This is a genomic window from Streptomyces sp. NPDC111628 (assembly GCF_055635195.1).
This window is the reverse complement of the sequence record NZ_JBVKBZ010000007.1, coordinates 110,350-126,385: the sequence shown is the minus strand read 5'-3', so window position 1 is coordinate 126,385 and position 16,036 is coordinate 110,350. Positions and strand designations below refer to the sequence as shown.

Here is a 16,036-nt window from a genome sequence, read left to right as displayed (position 1 = left end):
GCCGTACGGCGGTCAAGAGGCGCGCGAGGAGAAACTTCCGATGTCAGACAGCTCCACCCTGCCGCCCGCACGGCTGCGCCCCGACGCGGAGCTGGCCCGCGACGCGCTGTCCGCGCCGGTGCTCGCCCGGGCCGCGCGACTGGCCCGCTGGGCCGGTCCCGACACCCGCGTCGACGCCGGGGGCGGTCTCGTCGAGGAGCAGCTGCCCGCGGCGGCCGAGCAGCTCGGGCTGAGCGGGGACGACGCCGCCGCACACGCGAGCGAGGCCTGGCGGATCGCCGTGGACACCGGGCTCGTCGAGATCACCGACGAGGAGACGGGCGCCGTGGCCGCGGGCGAGGACCTCGCCCTGCTCACCGGCGGTTCCCCCCAGGACGTGCTCGGGGTCTGGCTCACCGCCCTGGAGGCCGTGCTCGCCGACGCGAGCGTGCCCGACCTCGACGACCTGGTCGACGCGATGGCCGAGGGCGGCGAGGTCGACCTCTCCTCCCTCGACTGGGACCCCGACGCCGAGTCCGAGTTCCTCGACGGCGTGCTCGGCAACCTCTACCTGCTCACCGTCGGCGAGGAGGGCCCCGGCGAGACTCCGGTGCCGCTGCCCGCGCTGGCCGCCTCCGTGATCGTGCCCAGCGACATGGGCGAGCCCAGCAACGAGGTCCTCGAGCAGGTGTCGGACGCGATGATGCGCCTGGACGACCAGTTCCGGCTCCTTGAACCGGTCGGCCTCGTCGCCTACCAGCCGGTCGACGAGGCGCTCATGGCCGACGCCGACGAGGAGCCCGCCGCCCCCGTCGACGAGGCCGACGTCAGCCGCTACGGCATGGTGCGGCTCACCCCGCTCGGACTGTACGGACTGCGCGCCCGGCTCCTGGACGCCGGCTTCGAGGCGCCCGCCGTGGGCGACCTCGCCGACAAGGGCGCCGACGCGCTTCTCGACAACACCGCGTCCTTCCCGCCGGCCGCGGCCCACGCCGAGACCGAGCTGTGGCTGGCCGGACGGAGCCCGCTCGACGCCGCCCGCGAACTGCTCGCGGCGGCCCGCGGCTCCGACCCCGGCGCTCCGCTGCGCCGGCTGCGCTGCCAGCAGGCGCTCTCCCTCGTCGGCGCGGAGGCCGAGCCCGCGCTGCGGGAGGTCCTCGACGATGCCGAACTGGGCGGCCTGGCCCGGGTCTGGCTCACCGAGCACGGGGCCCGGGACGTACCGGCGCCGCCGCAGGAGATGGTCTTCTGGCTGACCATCGACACCGTCGCCGCCCAGCTCGCCGCCGAGGGGAACTCCGAGGAACTGCGCGCCCTGGTGGAGGGCCTCGCCCGCCAGCACAGCGGCTTCTTCGACACGGTCTGGCGGGTCGAGCACCCGGCCACCCCGGAGGTCCTGGAGGCGATGGGTCGGCTGCACCCCGACAAGAAGATCGCCAAGGAGGCCCGCAAGGCGGCGTTCAAGGCACGCTCCCAGCAGGGCGGCTGAGCGCCGTACGGCGGCGCACGGGGCGGCAGGCGACTCGAGGGCGGGGGAGAGGTCTCCGCCAGTTCAACTTCCGTTCAGGCACCGGCGGGATCCCCGTTCAGGCGCGGGCGGAACCGTGACGCCGGATCGAGGTCCGCCACCCTCCACGGCTCGCCCACCGTCACAGGAGACACCATGTCGCTCACCCGCAGGGACTTCGCCAGCCGATCCGCGCTCACCGGCGCGGGGGTCGTGCTGGCGGGCAGCGTCGGCGCCCTCGCGACCGCCCCGAACGCCCTCGCGTCCACGGACACCGACCGCGTGGGGGAGGAGCACCGCCACGGACACGACGGTCACCACGACCACCAGGACCACCACGGTCACGGCGGGGTCGGCTACGGACCGCTGGTCCCCGACCCGGACGGCATCCTCGCCCTGCCCGCCGGCTTCCGGTACGAGATCATCACCTACTCCGGCCGGACCAAGCTGGAGTCCGGCGAGTACACCCCGTCCAACCACGACGGCACCGCCGCCTTCGACGGCCCGCGCGGCACCACCCTCCTCGTCAACAACCACGAACTCGGCGGCCACCGCGACGACTGGCCGCACCCCGTCCCCCTCACCGAGGGCCTCGTCTACGACCCGGCCGCCGCCGGCGGCTGCACCGTCGTGGAGGTCCGCCGCGGCGGCCACGTCGCCGAGTGGGTCGGCATCGCCGGCACCGCCACCAACTGCGCGGGTGGCAGCACCCCGTGGGGCACCTGGCTGACCTGCGAGGAGACCGAGGACAAGGCCGGCGAGGAGGGGATGACCAAGGACCACGGCTACGTCTTCGAGGTCGACCCCGAGGACCGCCGCGCCAACCGCGACCCCAGGCCCGTCAAGGCGCTCGGCCGCTACGCCCACGAGGCCGTCGTCATCGACCCCAGGCGCGGTCACGCCTACCTCACCGAGGACGCCTCGGGACCCAACGGCCTCCTGTACCGCTGGACCCCGCCGGAGCACTTCCGGCACGGCCGCGGCCGGCTGCGCGCCCTCGCCGACGACGCCGGGGTCCTCCAGGCCTTCAAGTGCTTCGACTCCGGCGGCAAGTTCGTCGACGACCTCTCCCGCGCCACGAAGACCGGCACCGTCTACGGCGTCGACTGGGTCGACGTCCCCGACCGCGACGCGAGGACCACCTCCGTGCGCAAGCAGTTCGCCGCCGGTGAGGTCACCCGCGCGCGCAAGCTGGAGGGCATGTGGTGGGCCGACGGCGGCACCTACATCGTCTCCTCGTTCGCCCGTGACGAGAGCCCCGGCCGCCCGCACGACGGCCAGGTCTGGTTCTACGACCCGAAGCGCCGCACCCTGACCCTGAAGGTCCTGCTCGGCGTCAACCCCGACCCGTCCGCCGACGGCGCCTTCGACGGCCCCGACAACATCACCGTCTCCCCGTACGGCGGCCTGGTCATCGCCGAGGACGGCGACGGCGTCCAGCACCTGTTCGGCGCCACCGACAGCGGCCGCACCTACCCCATCGCCCGCAACGAACTGAACCTGGGCACCGAGGACGACCCCGAATACAGCGAGTTCACCGGCGTCACCTTCTCGCCCGACGGCCGGACCCTCTACGCCAACATCCAGACGCCGGGCATCATGCTGGCGATCACGGGTCCGTGGAAGCGGCAGAAGCGCCGGTAACTAATTCGCTCGCCTGAACGACGGTCGCCCTTTTAGAGTGATGAACGTCCAGGTGCGAAGGCAGGACCTACTTCCACTCATAATGGGGCGGCCACGGGTTCGAGTCCCGTCACCGGCACAACGCGCCGGTGTAGCTCAGGGGTTAGAGCACCTTGTCGGTTCCGCCGACCTGAACTCTGGACACCCACAACTTCATGCACCTCCCGGTGCGCGGGCTGCGGCTACTTCTTCTCTCAAAAGAATCCCATGCCGCTGCCCACTTGATCTCGGGAGGCCCAGCAGTCGAAGGGTGCCCGGTGCGCAGGCAGCGGATACTTCCTTTGATCGGACGGTTGCGGGTTCGAATCCCGTCATCGACTTCGGGTCGGTGTAGCTCAATTCGGCAGAGCATCCGCACAGTCCCGTCGCCGATTCTGACCTCGGGCACCCTTCCGCTGCCGTGTCTCCCTCCGGAAATGTTCGAGATTTCGAGCTTTCGAGAATTCGGGGGAATTCACCATGGCGCGCTTCAACACCAGGACCGCGAAGGCGCAGCCCACCTCGCGCGTGACGTCGACGGGCCGCGTGCTGCGCACCTACGAGGGCGGCCGGGGCACCGAGCGCGACGCGCGCTCCGAGCTCTACCTGCTGTCGGTGGCCAACTTCGTGTCCCAGCAGACCTTCTACGAGTCCGGCGCCGCCCGCGACGACCGTTTCGCCGCGCTGGTGCGCGAACTCGCCGTCGCCGACCCGTCCTGGACGGCCGGCCTGCTCGGCTGGCTGCGCGGCGAGGGCAACCTGCGCACCGCCTCGATCGTCGGCGCCGCCGAGTACGTCAAGGCCCGCCTCGACTCCGGCGTCACCGATGGACCGTCCAACCGGCAGGTGATCGCCTCCGTCCTGCGGCGGCCCGACGAGCCCGGTGAGCTGCTCGCGTACTGGACCGCGACGTACGGCCGCGCCGTGCCCAAGCCGGTCAAGCGGGGGATCGCCGACGCCGTGCGGCGGCTCTACCACGGCAAGTCGCTGCTGAAGTACGACACCGCGTCCAAGGGCTACCGCTTCGGTGACATCCTCAACCTGGTGCACGCGGCGCCGGACCCGGACAAGCCGTGGCAGGGCGAGCTGTTCCAGTACGCCCTCGACCGCCGGCACAACCCGGACACCGCGGTGCCGCCCGCCTCGAACCGCATCCTGACCGCGCACCGCGAGCTGATGGCGCTGCCCGTCCCCGAGCGGCGAGCGGTGATCACGGCGCCCGACGGTGCCGAGCGGCTCGCGGCGGCGGGCATCACGTGGGAGATGCTGGCCGGCTGGCTCCAGGGCCCGATGGACAAGGCCGCATGGGAAGCGGTCATCCCGTCCATGGGTGCTATGGCCGTCGTCCGCAACCTGCGCAACTTCGACGAGGCCGGTGTCGCGGACGAGGTCGCCGCCCGGGTCGCGGCGCGGATCAGCGACCCGGCCGAGGTGGCGCGCTCGCGCCAGTTCCCCTTCCGCTACCTCGCCGCGTACCGGCACGCGCCGTCGCTGCGCTGGTCGTACCCCCTGGAGCAGGCGCTCGGCCACTCGCTGGCCAACGTGCCCGCGCTGGGCGGCCGGACGCTGGTCCTCGTGGACCGGTCGGGCTCGATGTTCTACTCGCGGATGTCGGACCGCTCCGAGCTGACCCGGGCCGACGCGGCGGCCGTCTTCGGCACGGCGCTGGCGCTGCGGGCGGCCGACGCGGACCTGGTCGAGTTCGGTTCGTCGAGCAACCGCGTGAAGTACCGCAGGGGCGAGTCGGTGCTGAAGATCCTGGAGCGCTTCGGCGACCTCGGCGGCACCGACACCACCGAGGCGGTGCGGCGCCACTACAAGAAGCACGACCGGGTGCTGATCGTCACCGACGAGCAGTACGCCCACAGCCGGTACGGCGACCCGACCGAGCAGGTCCCGGCGCACGTGCCCGTCTACACCTGGAACCTCGCCGGGTACCGGGCGGGCCACGGTCCGTCGGGCCGGGCGAACCGGCACACCTTCGGCGGGCTCTCCGACGCCGCGTTCCGGATGGTTCCGCTGCTCGAGGCGGGCCGGGACGCCGACTGGCCCTGGGACGCCCGTGACGAGCACGCGCGGTAGGGTGCCCGGAAGGTTGCCCGCTGTGCAGGGAGGGGCTGTGGCGCAGGTCAGGCCCATGCGGGCGGATGCCCGGCGTAATCGTGAGCGGTTGCTGGCGGTGGCGGCGGACGCGTTCGCCGAGCACGGTGAGGGTGCCTCCCTGGACGACATCGCCCGGCGTGCCGGGGTCGGCGTCGGCACCCTCTACCGGCACTTTCCGACGCGGCAGGCGCTGCTGGAGGCGGCCTACCTGGAGCGCCTGGAGGCGATCGCGGCCCGCGCCGACGTGATCGCCGCCGCGCGGCCGCCGGGCGCGGCGCTCATGGCGTGGCTCGACGAGCTGGCCGTCGGGATGCTCCAGGTGCGCGGCCTCAAGGCGCTGCTCGGCACGGCCGTCACCGGCGGCGGGCCCGCGTGCGGAGACTGTGTGCGGGGCGCGGCGACCCGGCTGGTGCGGGCCGCGCAGGAGGCCGGTGCGCTGCGGACGGACGTGGAGCCGGTCGAGGTGCTGAGACTGCTGCACGGCGTGGTGACGGCGGCCGAGGCGGCCGACGAGGTGGACGGCACGGCCGTACGGCGGTACCTGTCGCTGCTCATGGAGGGACTGGGGCGCGGTTAGGTCCCCAGGGGCGCCCGCGGTCGGGCGCCCCCAGGTGTCCTCCGGTCGCTTACAGCGCCTGCGCGGCCGGCTTCACCATGCCGCGGACCGTGCGGGACTTGACGAAGTCGCCCATGGCGGTCATCTCCCACTCGCCGGAGAACTGGCGGATCAGCTTCGCCATCATCACGCCGGTCTGCGGCTCGGCGCCGGTGAGGTCGAAGCGGACCAGCTCCTCGCCGCTCGCGGCGTCGATGAGGCGGCAGTAGGCCTTGGCAACCTCGGTGAACTTCTGGCCCGAGAACGAGTTCACCGTGAAGACCAGGCCGCTGACCTCCTGCGGGAGCCGGCCCAGGTCCACGACGATCACCTCGTCGTCCCCGCCGCCCTCACCGGTCAGGTTGTCGCCGGAGTGCTTGATCGCGCCGTTGACGATCGAGAGCTTGCCGAAGTAGCAGCTGTCGATGTGGTTGCGCTGCGGGCCGTAGGCGATGACGGACGCGTCCAGGTCGATGTCCTTGCCGCGGAACGCCGGCTCCCAGCCGAGGCCCATCTTGACCTGGGAGAGCACCGGCCGGCCGCCCTTGACCAGGGAGACGGTCTGGTTCTTCTGGAGGCTGACCCGGCCCTTGTCGAGGTTGATCTTGCCGGTGCCCGGGGCGGGGGCCGGCGGTGCGGCGGGCGCGGCGGGCGGAGCGGGCGGAGCGGCGGGCATCGTGGGCGCGGCCGCGGGGGGCGGCGGTGGCGTGACCGCCTGGGGCTGCGGCGGCGTCGCCGGGGCGGCCGGTTCCTCCACCGTGACGCCGAAGTCCGTGGCGATGCCGGCCAGCCCGTTGGAGTAGCCCTGGCCGACCGCGCGGGCCTTCCAGGCGCCGTTGCGCAGGTAGACCTCGACGATCACCAGCGCGGTCTCGGTGCCGAGCTGCGGGGGCGTGAAGGTGGCGAGCACCGAGTTGTCGTCCGCGTTGCGGATGGTGGCGGTCGGCTCGATGCCCTGGAAGGTCTGGCCGGCGGCGTCCGGGCTGGCGGTGACGACGATCTTCTCGATGCCCGGCGGGACGGCGGAGGTGTCGACCACGATCGCGTCCGGGGCGCTCCCGCCGCCGGAGCGGTAGGTCACGCCCTGGCCGGTGGGCTGGTTGTAGAAGATGAAGTCGTCGTCGGAGCGCACCTTGCCGTCGGCGGTGAGCAGCAGGCCCGATACGTCGAGCCGCACGGGTGCGGCGACGTCCACCGTCACGCGGGCGGCGGAGAGGGGGATGTTCGAGCCGGGGGTCATAGCTGTCATGCCGGGTGAACGAGCGAGGGCGTTTTACCGTTCCCTTACCCGGCGGCCAATCGGGTCGGCGGCCGGGGAACGCCGCTTCAGCGGCGGTTGCGGGGGTGATTGCGGGCCGTGCGTTCGTTGCCGTGCTTGTAGTTGCCCGTCCAGCGGGCCATGACGAGCTGGGGGTCGCCCGCGGTGACCTCTTCGAGGAAGCGGGCGGCTCGGGAGCCGTTGAGGGTGGCGGCGGGGTGGTTGTGGTGGGTGATGTGGACGGTGCCGGCTGAGGTCGCGGTGTAGGCGAAGCCGTTCGGTTTGGGCATGGCGGGATGGTAGGAGGCGGAGGTGGGGGCGGCCCAGTGGATTTCGCCCCCGCCGCCCCTTCCCGTCCCGTCCCTGGGGGCCGCCGCCCCCAGACCCCCGCTGTCGGCCTGAACGGCCTCGTCCTCAAACGCCGGACGGGCTAAAGAATCAACACCTACGGCACGACCACGATCTTGCGGCCCACGCCCGCCGCGAACTGCTCCAGGGCCTGCGGGTAGCGGTCCAGTTCGATGCGGTCGCTGATGAAGACGTCGGGGTCCAGGACGCCGTTCGCGAACAGCTCCGCCGCGCGCTCGTAGCTGTGGAGGACCGCCATCGAGCCCGTGATGGTGATCTCCTGGTTGTAGATGCGGTACGGGTCGATCTGGACGCGCGTCGCGTAGTCGGCGACGCCGAACTGGAGGAAGGTGCCGGCCTTGGCGACCCGGTCCAGGCCGTCCTGGATCGCCGCCGCGTTGCCGGTGGCGTCGATGACCAGGTCCCAGCCCTGCGGGCGGTCCAGCTCGTCGGGGGTGGCGGCGGAGGCCGAGACGCCGAGGCCGCGGGCGGTTTCCAGGCGGGCCGGGTTGAGGTCGACCATGTCGACGCTGGCCGCGCCGGTGCGCTTGGCCAGCTCCAGCATCATCAGGCCCATCGTGCCGGAGCCGTAGATCAGCACGTGGGCGCCGAGGCGGGACTGGAGGACGTCGTAGCCGCGGACGGCGCAGGAGAGCGGCTCGATCAGGGCCGCGTCCTGGGTGCGGACGTGCTCGGGGAGCTTCACGCAGTTCGCGACCGGCGCCACCGCGTACTGGGCCGCGCCGCCCGCCGTCGTCACACCGATGGCCGCCCAGCGTTCGCAGAGGTTGTTGTGGCCGGTGCGGCAGTAGCGGCACTCGTAGCAGTAGAGGGAGGGGTCGACGGCCACCTGGTCGCCGACCGCCACCTCCGTGACCTGGGCGCCGACGCCGACCACCGCGCCCGCGAACTCGTGGCCCGGCACGATCGGGAGCTTCGGCGCGAACTCGCCCTGGAGGATGTGCAGGTCGGTGCCGCACAGGCCGCAGGCGGCGACCTCGACGACGACCTCGCGCGGCCCTGGCGTCGGGTCCGGGACCTCGGTGACGACGGCGCGGCCCACGGACTCGATGACGGCGGCCTTCATTTCACGGCTCCCAACGACAGGCCCTGGACCAGTTTGTCCTGGGCGGCGAACCCCGCGGCGAGCACCGGCAGGGAGATGACGAGCGACGCGGCGCACACCTTGGCCAGGAAGAGGCCCTGGCTGGTGATGAAGCCGGTCAGGAAGACGGGGGCGGTCTCGGCGACCACGCCCGTCAGGACCCGGGCGAAGAGCAGTTCGTTCCAGCTGAAGATGAAGCAGATCAGGGACGTCGCCGCGATGCCCGGGAGGGCGATGGGGGCCACGACCCGGACCAGGATCGTGGGCAGCTTGGCGCCGTCCACCCGGGCCGCCTCGATGATCGCTACCGGGACCTCGGCCAGGAAGGACTGCATCATCCAGACCGCGATCGGCAGGTTCATCGAGGTGTAGAGGATGACCAGCAGCCAGATGTTGTCCAGCATGTCGGTGTTCTTGGCGAAGAGGTAGATCGGCAGCAGGCCCGCCACCACCGGCAGCATCTTGGTGGACAGGAAGAAGAACAGGACGTCGGTCCACTTCTTCACCGGGCGGATGGACAGGGCGTAGGCGGCGGGCAGGGCCAGGACCAGGACGAAGAGGGTCGAGGCGATCGACGCCACCGCCGAGTTGATCAGCGCGGGCCAGGGGCTGGCACCGCCGCCCGCGCCGAAGAACTCGCGGTAGCCGTCCAGGGTCAGCGACGCCGCGAAGGACGGCGGGTTGGTGGCCGCGTCCGACTCCGAGTGGAAGGAGGTCAGCGCCATCCAGGCGATGGGCAGGAAGAAGACGATCCCGACCAGCCAGGCCACCAGGCCGAGGCCGGCACCGGCCCTGCGGCGGGTGGGTGCGGGCTTGGCGTCGGTGACGACGGGGCGTACGGCGGTGGCGCTCATGCGCGGCCGACCTCCTCGCGGAACAGGGACGACACCACGCGCAGCGCGAAGGTGGCGATGATGATCGAGCCGATGACGACCAGGACGCCCGCGGCCGAGGCGAGGCCGTTCTCGTGGGCCTGGTAGAAGCTCTGGTAGACGGTGTAGGGCAGGTTGGCCGTGCCCAGGCCGCCGGACGTGATGGTGAAGACCGCGTCGAAGTTCTGGACGATGTAGATCGAGCCCAGGAGGGCGCCGAGCTCCAGGTAGCGGCGCAGGTGGGGGAGGGTGAGGTGGACGAAGATCTGCCAGTCGCCCGCGCCGTCCACCCGGGCGGCCTCGATCTGCTGCTGGTCCCGGCTCTGCAGTCCGGCCAGCAGGATGAGCATCATGAACGGCGTCCACTGCCACACCAGTGAGGCCTCGACCGCGAGCAGCGGGGTGTTGGAGATCCAGTCCGGCTGCGGTCCGCCGACGTAGTGCAACAGGCCGTTGAGCAGGCCGTACTCGGGGTTGTAGAGGACGTGCTTCCAGAGCAGGGCGGCCGCCACGGGGACCACCAGGAACGGGGCGATCAGGAGGGTGCGGACCACGCCGCGGCCCTTGAACCTCCGGTCGAGGAGCAGGGCGAGGGCCAGGCCGAGGACCAGGCTGGCCAGGACGACCGCCACGGTGAGCAGGATCGTCGTCCACACCGACTTGCGCAGGGCGGGGTCGCTGAGGACGTCGCCGTAGTTGGCGAAGCCGGTGAAGCTGCGGGCGTCCGGGTAGAGGGCGTTCCAGTCGAAGAAGGAGATCACCAGGGTCGCCACGAAGGGCAGCTGGGTGACCACGATCATGAAGATGAGGGCGGGGAGGAGCGGGGCGCGGGTGGCCCAGGCGCGCAGCCGGTTGGACGGCGGTCGGACGGCGGGGCGGGGGTGTTCGGGTGCGGCCGAGGGGGCCGTGGTCGTGGCGGTCATCGTCCCTCGTACTCCTCGGAGATCTGCTCGGCGAGCTGCTGGGACTTCTTCAGGGCCTCCTCGACGGACTGGCGTCCGGCGATGGCCGCGCTGATCTCCTGGGAGACCTTGGTACCGAGGTCGGTGAACTCGGGGATGCCGACGAACTGGATGCCGGGCGCGGGCCGCGGCTGCACGCCGGGATCCTTGGGCTTGGCGCCCTCGATGGCCTTCCTGGTCATCTCCTGGAAGGCGGCGGCCTCCTTGACGTAGGCCGGGTTCTCGTACGTCGAGGCGCGCTTGCCGGCCGGGACGTTGGACCAGCCGATCTCGTCGCCGACCAGCTGCTCGTACTCCTTGCTGGACGCCCAGGAGACGAACTTCCAGGCCTTGTCGGCGTTGCGGGAGGCCTTCTGGATGCCCCAGGCCCAGGTGTAGAGCCAGCCGGAGGAGTCCGTCTTCTCCACCGGGGCGGGCGCGTAGCCGATCTTGCCCTTGACCGGGGAGTCGGCGGCGTCCAGGGAACCGGCCGCGGAGGTGGCGTCGTACCACATGGCGACCTTGCCCTGCGTCATGTTGTTCAGGCACTCGGCGAAGCCGGACTGGGCGGCGCCGGACTCGCCGTGCTCGCGGACCAGGTCGACATAGAACTTCGTCGCCTTCTCCCACTCGGGGGAGTCGAGCCGGGCCTGCCAGTCCTGGTCGAACCAGGTGCCGCCGAAGGTGTTCACGACCGTCGTCAGCGGTGCCATCAGCTCGCCCCAGCCGGGCAGTCCGCGCAGGCAGATGCCCTTCATGCCGGGCTCGGACCCGTCGAGTTTCTCGGCGAAGGAGGCCACCTGGGTCCAGGTGGGGTGCTCGGGCATGGTCAGGCCCGCCTTCGCGAACAGGTCCTTGCGGTACATCAGGAAGGACGACTCGCCGTAGAAGGGCTGGCCGTAGAGCTTGCCGTCGTCGGCGGTGAGGGACTCGCGCATCGGGCCGAGGATGTCCTGCTCGTCGTAGGCCGGGTCCTTGGCGACGTAGGAGTCCATCTCGTGCAGCCAGTCGTTGCGGGCGTAGATCGGTATCTCGTAGTTGGACAGGGTGGCGGCGTCGTACTGGCCGGCCTGGTTGGCGAAGTCCTGGCTGATCTTGTCGCGGACGTCGTTCTCCGGCAGGACGGTGAAGTTCACCTTGATGCCGGTCTCCTTGGTGAAGTGGTCGGCGGTGAGCTTCTGCAACTCGACCATCTGCGGGTTGTTGACCATCAGGACGTTGATGGCGTTGCCGCCGGATCCGGCGCCGCCCGCCCCGACCCAGCAGCCGGTGAGCAGCGGGGCGAGCAGCGTCCCTGCGGCGGCCATGGCGAGCGTGGCTCGCGGCCTCCGTCGGCTCTGGGTTCGCATGGATCGCTCCTGAACGTATGGGGAGGTATAGGGAGGTAAAGGGCGGTGGAGGGGTGTGGGTGTGCCCGCGCGGGACGGGGCCGGGTGGTGCTCAGACGCGGATGATCTGGGGACCGAGCAGGGAGTAGCGGTGGGCCTCGGCCGAGGGCAGCAGCGTGCTGGTGACGATGGCCTCCAGGGCGCCGATCTCCGCGAAGCGGCAGAAGCTCACCGCCCCGAACTTGGTGTGCGCGCCGGCGAACACCGTGCGGCGGGCGGCCCGGACGGCCTGTGCCTTGACCTCGCTGACCGCGGGGTCCGGGGTGGTGAGGCCGTGCTCGCGGGAGATGCCGTTGGCGCCGATGTACGCCAGGTCGATGACGAAGCCGGCCAGCATCTTCGTGGTCCAGTGGTCGACGGTGGCCAGGGTGCCCGAGCGGACCCGGCCGCCGAGCAGCAGGACGGAGGTGTCGCCGGCCTCGGCCAGCGCGCCCGCCACCGGCAGGGACGCGGTGACCACGGTCAGCGGCCGGTCCCGGGGCAGGGCCTCGGCGATGAGCTGGGGGGTGAAGCCCTCGTCGACGAAGACCGTCTCCGCGTCGCCGAGCAGTTCGACGGCGGCGGACGCGATCCGGCGCTTCTCGGGCACGTGGCTGGTGGCGCGGAAGGCGAGCGTGGTCTCGAACCCGGCGCTCTCCACCGGGTAGGCGCCGCCGTGGGTGCGGCGGACCAGGCCGTGGTCCTCCAGGGCGCGCAGGTCCCGTCGTACGGTCTCCTTGGCGACGCCCAGTTCGGCGGCGAGCGCGGTGACGTCGACCGAGCCGGTGGCGCGGGCGACCCGCACGATCTCGTGCCGGCGTTCTTCCGTCGTCCTTGCCTGTGTGCCCATGCCGAACACCTGCCTCACCGCCTCGTCGCCGTGTGGTTGCCCGTTCGGGCCCGTGTCGCCCTTGGGGGAAGTTCTACAGCGGTCGTGCGGCACTGACCAGGCCTGTTGCGGACCCGATACTGCCCGGGTGTGCCCGTTTGTGCTGCCGGGCGCCCGTCTCGGACCTGGGGTTCGGCGCGGGGCGGGGTGAGAACGGGCAGCGCGGATGCCCGCATGCGGAAGCGGACGGGCCCGTTCGGTGCCCGTCCGCCTCTTCGGTGGTTCCCGCGTGGTCGTCTTCCGGTCAGTACGGCCAGATCGGTGGGTCGGTCACGAAGGGGCCGCCCAGGCACGCGTGCGCCGGGTTGCCGGGGTCGAGGTCGCCCTGCTCGGAGAGGAGCTTGTCGGCGTACGGCTCGGAGTCGTCCTGCGGCTCGTAACCGAGCGCCCGCGCGGAGGTCAGGTCCCACCACAGGCGGGTGTTGGCGGAGGAGCCGTGGACGACGGTGTGCCCCACGTTCTCGGCGGTGAGTGCCGCGTGGAAGAGGCGGGCGCCGTCCGCGGGGCTCATCCACACCGAGAGCATGCGCACGCTGGTCGGCTCGGGGAAGCAGGAGCCGATGCGGACGGAGACGGTCTCGATGCCGTGCTTGTCCCAGTAGAGCTGGGCGAGGTCCTCGCCGAAGCACTTGGACAGGCCGTAGAAGGTGTCCGGGCGGCGTGGCGTGTCGATGGGGATGAGGGGGTCGTCGCCCTGCGGCCGGGGGGTGTAGCCGACGGCGTGGTTGGAGGAGGCGAAGACGATGCGGCCGACGCCCTCCTCGCGGGCGGCCTCGTACAGGTTGTACGTGCCCTCGATGTTCGCCGCGAGGATCTTCTCGAAAGAGGCTTCCAGGGAGATGCCCGCGAGGTGGATGATCGCGTCGACGCCGCGGACCGCCTCGCGCAGGGCGTCCCGGTCGGCGAGGTCGGCCACGATCGCGTCCGGCTCGCCCTCGACCGGGAGCAGGTCGAGCAGGCGCAGCTGGTAGCCGTGGCCGGGGAGCAGTTCCCGCATCAGGGTGCCGAGGCCGCCGGCGGCGCCGGTGAGCAGGACGGTGCGGGGAGCGGGCATCCTCGGGACTCCTAGGTCGGTCTGGGAAAGCGGCAGGCGTGCGCATGCGTGCCGGTGTGTGCCTCACGTTCAGATGTGTGGACACGCTAAGGAGCAGGTGGTCAGGCGTCAAGAGGGCGCCTGCTTGACGGTGTTCGCGGGGCGGCTTAGCGTGGTCGCGTTCAGAAATGTGGACGCAGGTCATGAATATGATGACGCCCGTGAATCGACCCTGCACCTGGAATGGGGAGCGCCCGTGACCTCAGCCTCTCTCGTCGCCCGGCTCACCGCGCCCAGCGGCCCGCTGTTCTTCCCCGTCACGGCGTACGGACCCGACGGCGGACTCGACCTCGACGTCTACCGCACCCATGTGCGCCGCGGCATCGAGGCCGGTGCCGCCGCCGTGTTCGCCTGCTGCGGAACCGGCGAGTTCCACGCCCTCACGCCCGAGGAGTTCGCGGTCTGCGTCCGCGCGGCCGTCGAGGAGAGCGCGGGCCGGGTGCCCGTCCTCGCGGGCGCGGGCTACGGCACCGCCCTCGCCGTGCGCTACGCCCGCCTCGCCGAGGAGGCCGGGGCCGACGGGCTGCTCGCCATGCCGCCCTACCTGGTGCTCGCCGGGCAGGAGGGACTGGTGCGGCACTACCGGGAGGTGGCCGCCGCGACCCCGCTGCCCGTGATCGTCTACCAGCGCGACAACGCCGTGTTCACTCCTGAGAGCGTCGTCGAACTCGCCCGCACGGACGGCATCGTCGGCCTCAAGGACGGGCTCGGCGACCTCGACCTGATGCAGCGGATCGTCAGCGCGGTGCGCACGGAGCTGCCCGACGAGGAGTTCCTGTACTTCAACGGACTCCCGACCGCCGAACAGACCCAGCTCGCCTACCGCGCGCTGGGCGTCCCCCTGTACTCCTCCGCCGTGTTCTGCTTCGCCCCCGAGATCGCCGTCGCCTTCCACCGGGCGCTGCGCGAGGGCGACGACACCACGGCGCACCGCCTGCTGGACGGCTTCTACCGGCCGTTCGTCGAACTGCGCGCCCGGGGCCGCGGGTACGCCGTCGCCCTGGTCAAGGCGGGCGTACGGCTGCGCGGCCTGGACGTGGGGGAGGTGCGCACGCCCTTGCAGGAGCCGGCCGAGGACCATGTGAAGCAGCTCGCCCGGATCATCGAGCGGGGTCAGGAACTGCTCGGGGAAGGGGCCGGCCGGTGAGGGCCTCGGCGTTCGTCTACCCCTGGGACGTCAACGGCGACCCGGAAGCCCCCGCGCGCCTCGCGGACCTCGGCGTGGCGCAGGTGACGCTCGCCGCCGCCTACCACTCCACCCGCGCCCTCACCCCGCGCCATCCGCGCCACCGCGTCGTCACCGCCGAGCACGCCGCCGTCCTCTACCCGCCGGACACCGCCCGCTGGCAGGGCCGCACACTCCGCCCCTACGAGTCCGGCGACTGGGCACCCGGCGACGCGTACGGCGAGGCCGCCGCCGCCCTCGCGGAGGCGGGCCTCCAGGTGCACACCTGGGTAGTCCTCGCCCACAACTCCCGCCTCGGCGCCGAGCACCCGCACACCTCCGTCGTCAACGCCTACGGCGACCGCTACCCCTGGGCGCCCTGCATCGCGCAGCCCGCCACGCGCGCGTACCTCACCGACCTGGCCGCCGAGGCGGCGGTGCGGCCCGGGGCGCGCGGCACGGAACTGGAGTCGCTGGGCTGGTACGGGCTCGCCCACCTGCACGCCCACGACAAGACCGGCGGGGTGGGGCTCGGGGACGCCGGTCAGTACCTGATGTCGCTGTGCTTCTGCCCCGACTGCCGGGCGGGGTACGGCGGTCAGGGCCTCGACGCCGACGCGCTCGCCGCCGCCGTGCGCACCGCGCTGGAACCGGTGTGGCGGGGCGCGGCGCCCTCGGACGGGGGCTGGGCGGGCGTCGAGAAGCTCCTCGGTGCGGCGCCCGCGAACGCCACCCGCGCGTGGCGGGACGACCGGGCGCGCACGCTCCAGGAGGCGGCGGTCTCGGCGGTCCGCGCCGCCGCACCCGACGGCTTCCAGGTCCTGCTGCACGCCGATCCGGTGTCGTACCACTGCGGCGCCAACGCCGGTGTCGACCCCGCGCACATCCTCTCCGTCGCGGACGGCGTGATCGTCCCCTGCACGGGCGGCGCGGGCCTGCTGACGCCGTTCGCCGAACAGGCCGGTGACGGGAGCGTCCTCGCCGCCAACCTCACGGTGGTCTCGGGCATGGGCGGCAGCCCCCGCACCCTCGCCGCGGACGCCGCCCGCGCCCGGGACCTCGGGGCGACGGAACTGCGGCTGTACCACGCGGGGTTGGCTTCGGGCGGGGATCTGGAGGCGGTGCGGGCGGGGTTGCGGGCGGAGTGAGCGA

At 72.1% G+C, this 16,036-nt stretch carries 14 protein-coding genes and 1 tRNA gene; 7 read left to right on the top strand and 8 right to left on the bottom strand.

All coding sequences use genetic code 11. From position 1 onward, the window contains the following. Positions 1-40 precede the first annotated feature (40 nt). From ACZ7MF_RS33170 to ACZ7MF_RS33150, 5 genes are all read left to right on the top strand, one after another. On the top strand, positions 41-1,468 hold the full coding sequence (locus ACZ7MF_RS33170) for a hypothetical protein (protein WP_471481952.1): 1,428 nt from the start codon (positions 41-43) through the stop codon (positions 1,466-1,468). A 174-nt stretch (positions 1,469-1,642) separates the two neighbouring features. Beyond that, entirely contained in the window at positions 1,643-3,130 is a 1,488-nt protein-coding gene (locus ACZ7MF_RS33165) for a PhoX family protein (RefSeq protein WP_471481951.1), read from the top strand. A gap of 45 nt (positions 3,131-3,175) precedes the next feature. Further along, a tRNA-Met gene (locus ACZ7MF_RS33160) sits at positions 3,176-3,245 on the top strand. 383 nt (positions 3,246-3,628) lie between these two features. After that, a complete protein-coding gene (locus ACZ7MF_RS33155) occupies positions 3,629-5,230 on the top strand; it encodes a TROVE domain-containing protein (protein ID WP_471481950.1) in 1,602 nt (533 codons plus the stop codon). A gap of 37 nt (positions 5,231-5,267) precedes the next feature. Next, entirely contained in the window at positions 5,268-5,828 is a 561-nt protein-coding gene (locus ACZ7MF_RS33150; protein WP_471481949.1) for a TetR/AcrR family transcriptional regulator, read from the top strand. A 49-nt stretch (positions 5,829-5,877) separates the two neighbouring features. Here ACZ7MF_RS33150 and ACZ7MF_RS33145 read toward each other — a convergent pair whose 3' ends face one another. The 8 genes from ACZ7MF_RS33145 to ACZ7MF_RS33110 all read right to left on the bottom strand — a co-directional run bounded on the left by ACZ7MF_RS33145 (position 5,878) and on the right by ACZ7MF_RS33110 (position 13,680). Further along, a complete protein-coding gene (locus tag ACZ7MF_RS33145) occupies positions 5,878-7,086 on the bottom strand; it encodes a TerD family protein (protein ID WP_471482333.1) in 1,209 nt (402 codons plus the stop codon). A gap of 86 nt (positions 7,087-7,172) precedes the next feature. After that, a complete protein-coding gene (locus ACZ7MF_RS33140; protein WP_471481948.1) occupies positions 7,173-7,394 on the bottom strand; it encodes a hypothetical protein in 222 nt (73 codons plus the stop codon). Positions 7,395-7,549: 155 nt separating this feature from the next. Further along, complete coding sequence (locus ACZ7MF_RS33135; RefSeq protein WP_007448217.1) at positions 7,550-8,539, bottom strand: zinc-dependent alcohol dehydrogenase family protein; 990 nt, start codon at positions 8,537-8,539, stop codon at positions 7,550-7,552. Next, the gene (locus ACZ7MF_RS33130; protein WP_356861649.1) at positions 8,536-9,411 is read right to left on the bottom strand and encodes a carbohydrate ABC transporter permease; all 876 of its coding nucleotides are present in this window, start codon (positions 9,409-9,411) and stop codon (positions 8,536-8,538) included. Before ACZ7MF_RS33130 ends, ACZ7MF_RS33135 begins: the two co-directional genes overlap by 4 nt. Further along, on the bottom strand, positions 9,408-10,352 hold the full coding sequence (locus ACZ7MF_RS33125; RefSeq protein WP_356861647.1) for a carbohydrate ABC transporter permease: 945 nt from the start codon (positions 10,350-10,352) through the stop codon (positions 9,408-9,410). Before ACZ7MF_RS33125 ends, ACZ7MF_RS33130 begins: the two co-directional genes overlap by 4 nt. Beyond that, complete coding sequence (locus tag ACZ7MF_RS33120) at positions 10,349-11,719, bottom strand: ABC transporter substrate-binding protein (RefSeq protein WP_471481947.1); 1,371 nt, start codon at positions 11,717-11,719, stop codon at positions 10,349-10,351. The genes ACZ7MF_RS33125 and ACZ7MF_RS33120 overlap by 4 nt, the downstream gene beginning before the upstream one ends. Before the next feature lie 91 nt (positions 11,720-11,810). Then, a complete protein-coding gene (locus ACZ7MF_RS33115; protein WP_471481946.1) occupies positions 11,811-12,587 on the bottom strand; it encodes a DeoR/GlpR family DNA-binding transcription regulator in 777 nt (258 codons plus the stop codon). Between the two features lie 283 nt (positions 12,588-12,870). Next, positions 12,871-13,680 (bottom strand): NAD-dependent epimerase/dehydratase family protein, encoded by an 810-nt coding sequence (locus ACZ7MF_RS33110; RefSeq protein ID WP_471481945.1) that lies wholly within the window; start codon positions 13,678-13,680, stop codon positions 12,871-12,873. A 235-nt stretch (positions 13,681-13,915) separates the two neighbouring features. On the opposite strand from ACZ7MF_RS33110, the gene ACZ7MF_RS33105 reads away from it, so the two are divergent. Both ACZ7MF_RS33105 and ACZ7MF_RS33100 read left to right on the top strand, forming a co-directional pair. Then, the gene (locus ACZ7MF_RS33105; protein WP_471481944.1) at positions 13,916-14,866 is read left to right on the top strand and encodes a 5-dehydro-4-deoxyglucarate dehydratase; all 951 of its coding nucleotides are present in this window, start codon (positions 13,916-13,918) and stop codon (positions 14,864-14,866) included. Then, positions 14,863-16,032, top strand: a complete 1,170-nt coding sequence (locus ACZ7MF_RS33100; RefSeq protein WP_471481943.1) for a hypothetical protein — start codon at positions 14,863-14,865, stop codon at positions 16,030-16,032. The genes ACZ7MF_RS33105 and ACZ7MF_RS33100 overlap by 4 nt, the downstream gene beginning before the upstream one ends. Positions 16,033-16,036 lie beyond the last annotated feature (4 nt).

What these genes read in the sequence shown, in the direction of transcription:
- ACZ7MF_RS33125 (WP_356861647.1), bottom strand. Translation starts at nt 10,352, where the DNA reads ATGACCGCCACGACCACGGCCCCCTCGGCCGCACCCGAACACCCCCGC.
- ACZ7MF_RS33110 (WP_471481945.1), bottom strand. Translation starts at nt 13,680, where the DNA reads ATGCCCGCTCCCCGCACCGTCCTGCTCACCGGCGCCGCCGGCGGCCTC.
- ACZ7MF_RS33115 (WP_471481946.1), bottom strand. Translation starts at nt 12,587, where the DNA reads ATGGGCACACAGGCAAGGACGACGGAAGAACGCCGGCACGAGATCGTG.
- ACZ7MF_RS33165 (WP_471481951.1), top strand. Translation starts at nt 1,643, where the DNA reads ATGTCGCTCACCCGCAGGGACTTCGCCAGCCGATCCGCGCTCACCGGC.
- ACZ7MF_RS33140 (WP_471481948.1), bottom strand. Translation starts at nt 7,394, where the DNA reads ATGCCCAAACCGAACGGCTTCGCCTACACCGCGACCTCAGCCGGCACC.
- ACZ7MF_RS33170 (WP_471481952.1), top strand. Translation starts at nt 41, where the DNA reads ATGTCAGACAGCTCCACCCTGCCGCCCGCACGGCTGCGCCCCGACGCG.
- ACZ7MF_RS33130 (WP_356861649.1), bottom strand. Translation starts at nt 9,411, where the DNA reads ATGAGCGCCACCGCCGTACGCCCCGTCGTCACCGACGCCAAGCCCGCA.
- ACZ7MF_RS33120 (WP_471481947.1), bottom strand. Translation starts at nt 11,719, where the DNA reads ATGCGAACCCAGAGCCGACGGAGGCCGCGAGCCACGCTCGCCATGGCC.
- ACZ7MF_RS33145 (WP_471482333.1), bottom strand. Translation starts at nt 7,086, where the DNA reads ATGACCCCCGGCTCGAACATCCCCCTCTCCGCCGCCCGCGTGACGGTG.
- ACZ7MF_RS33155 (WP_471481950.1), top strand. Translation starts at nt 3,629, where the DNA reads ATGGCGCGCTTCAACACCAGGACCGCGAAGGCGCAGCCCACCTCGCGC.
- ACZ7MF_RS33135 (WP_007448217.1), bottom strand. Translation starts at nt 8,539, where the DNA reads ATGAAGGCCGCCGTCATCGAGTCCGTGGGCCGCGCCGTCGTCACCGAG.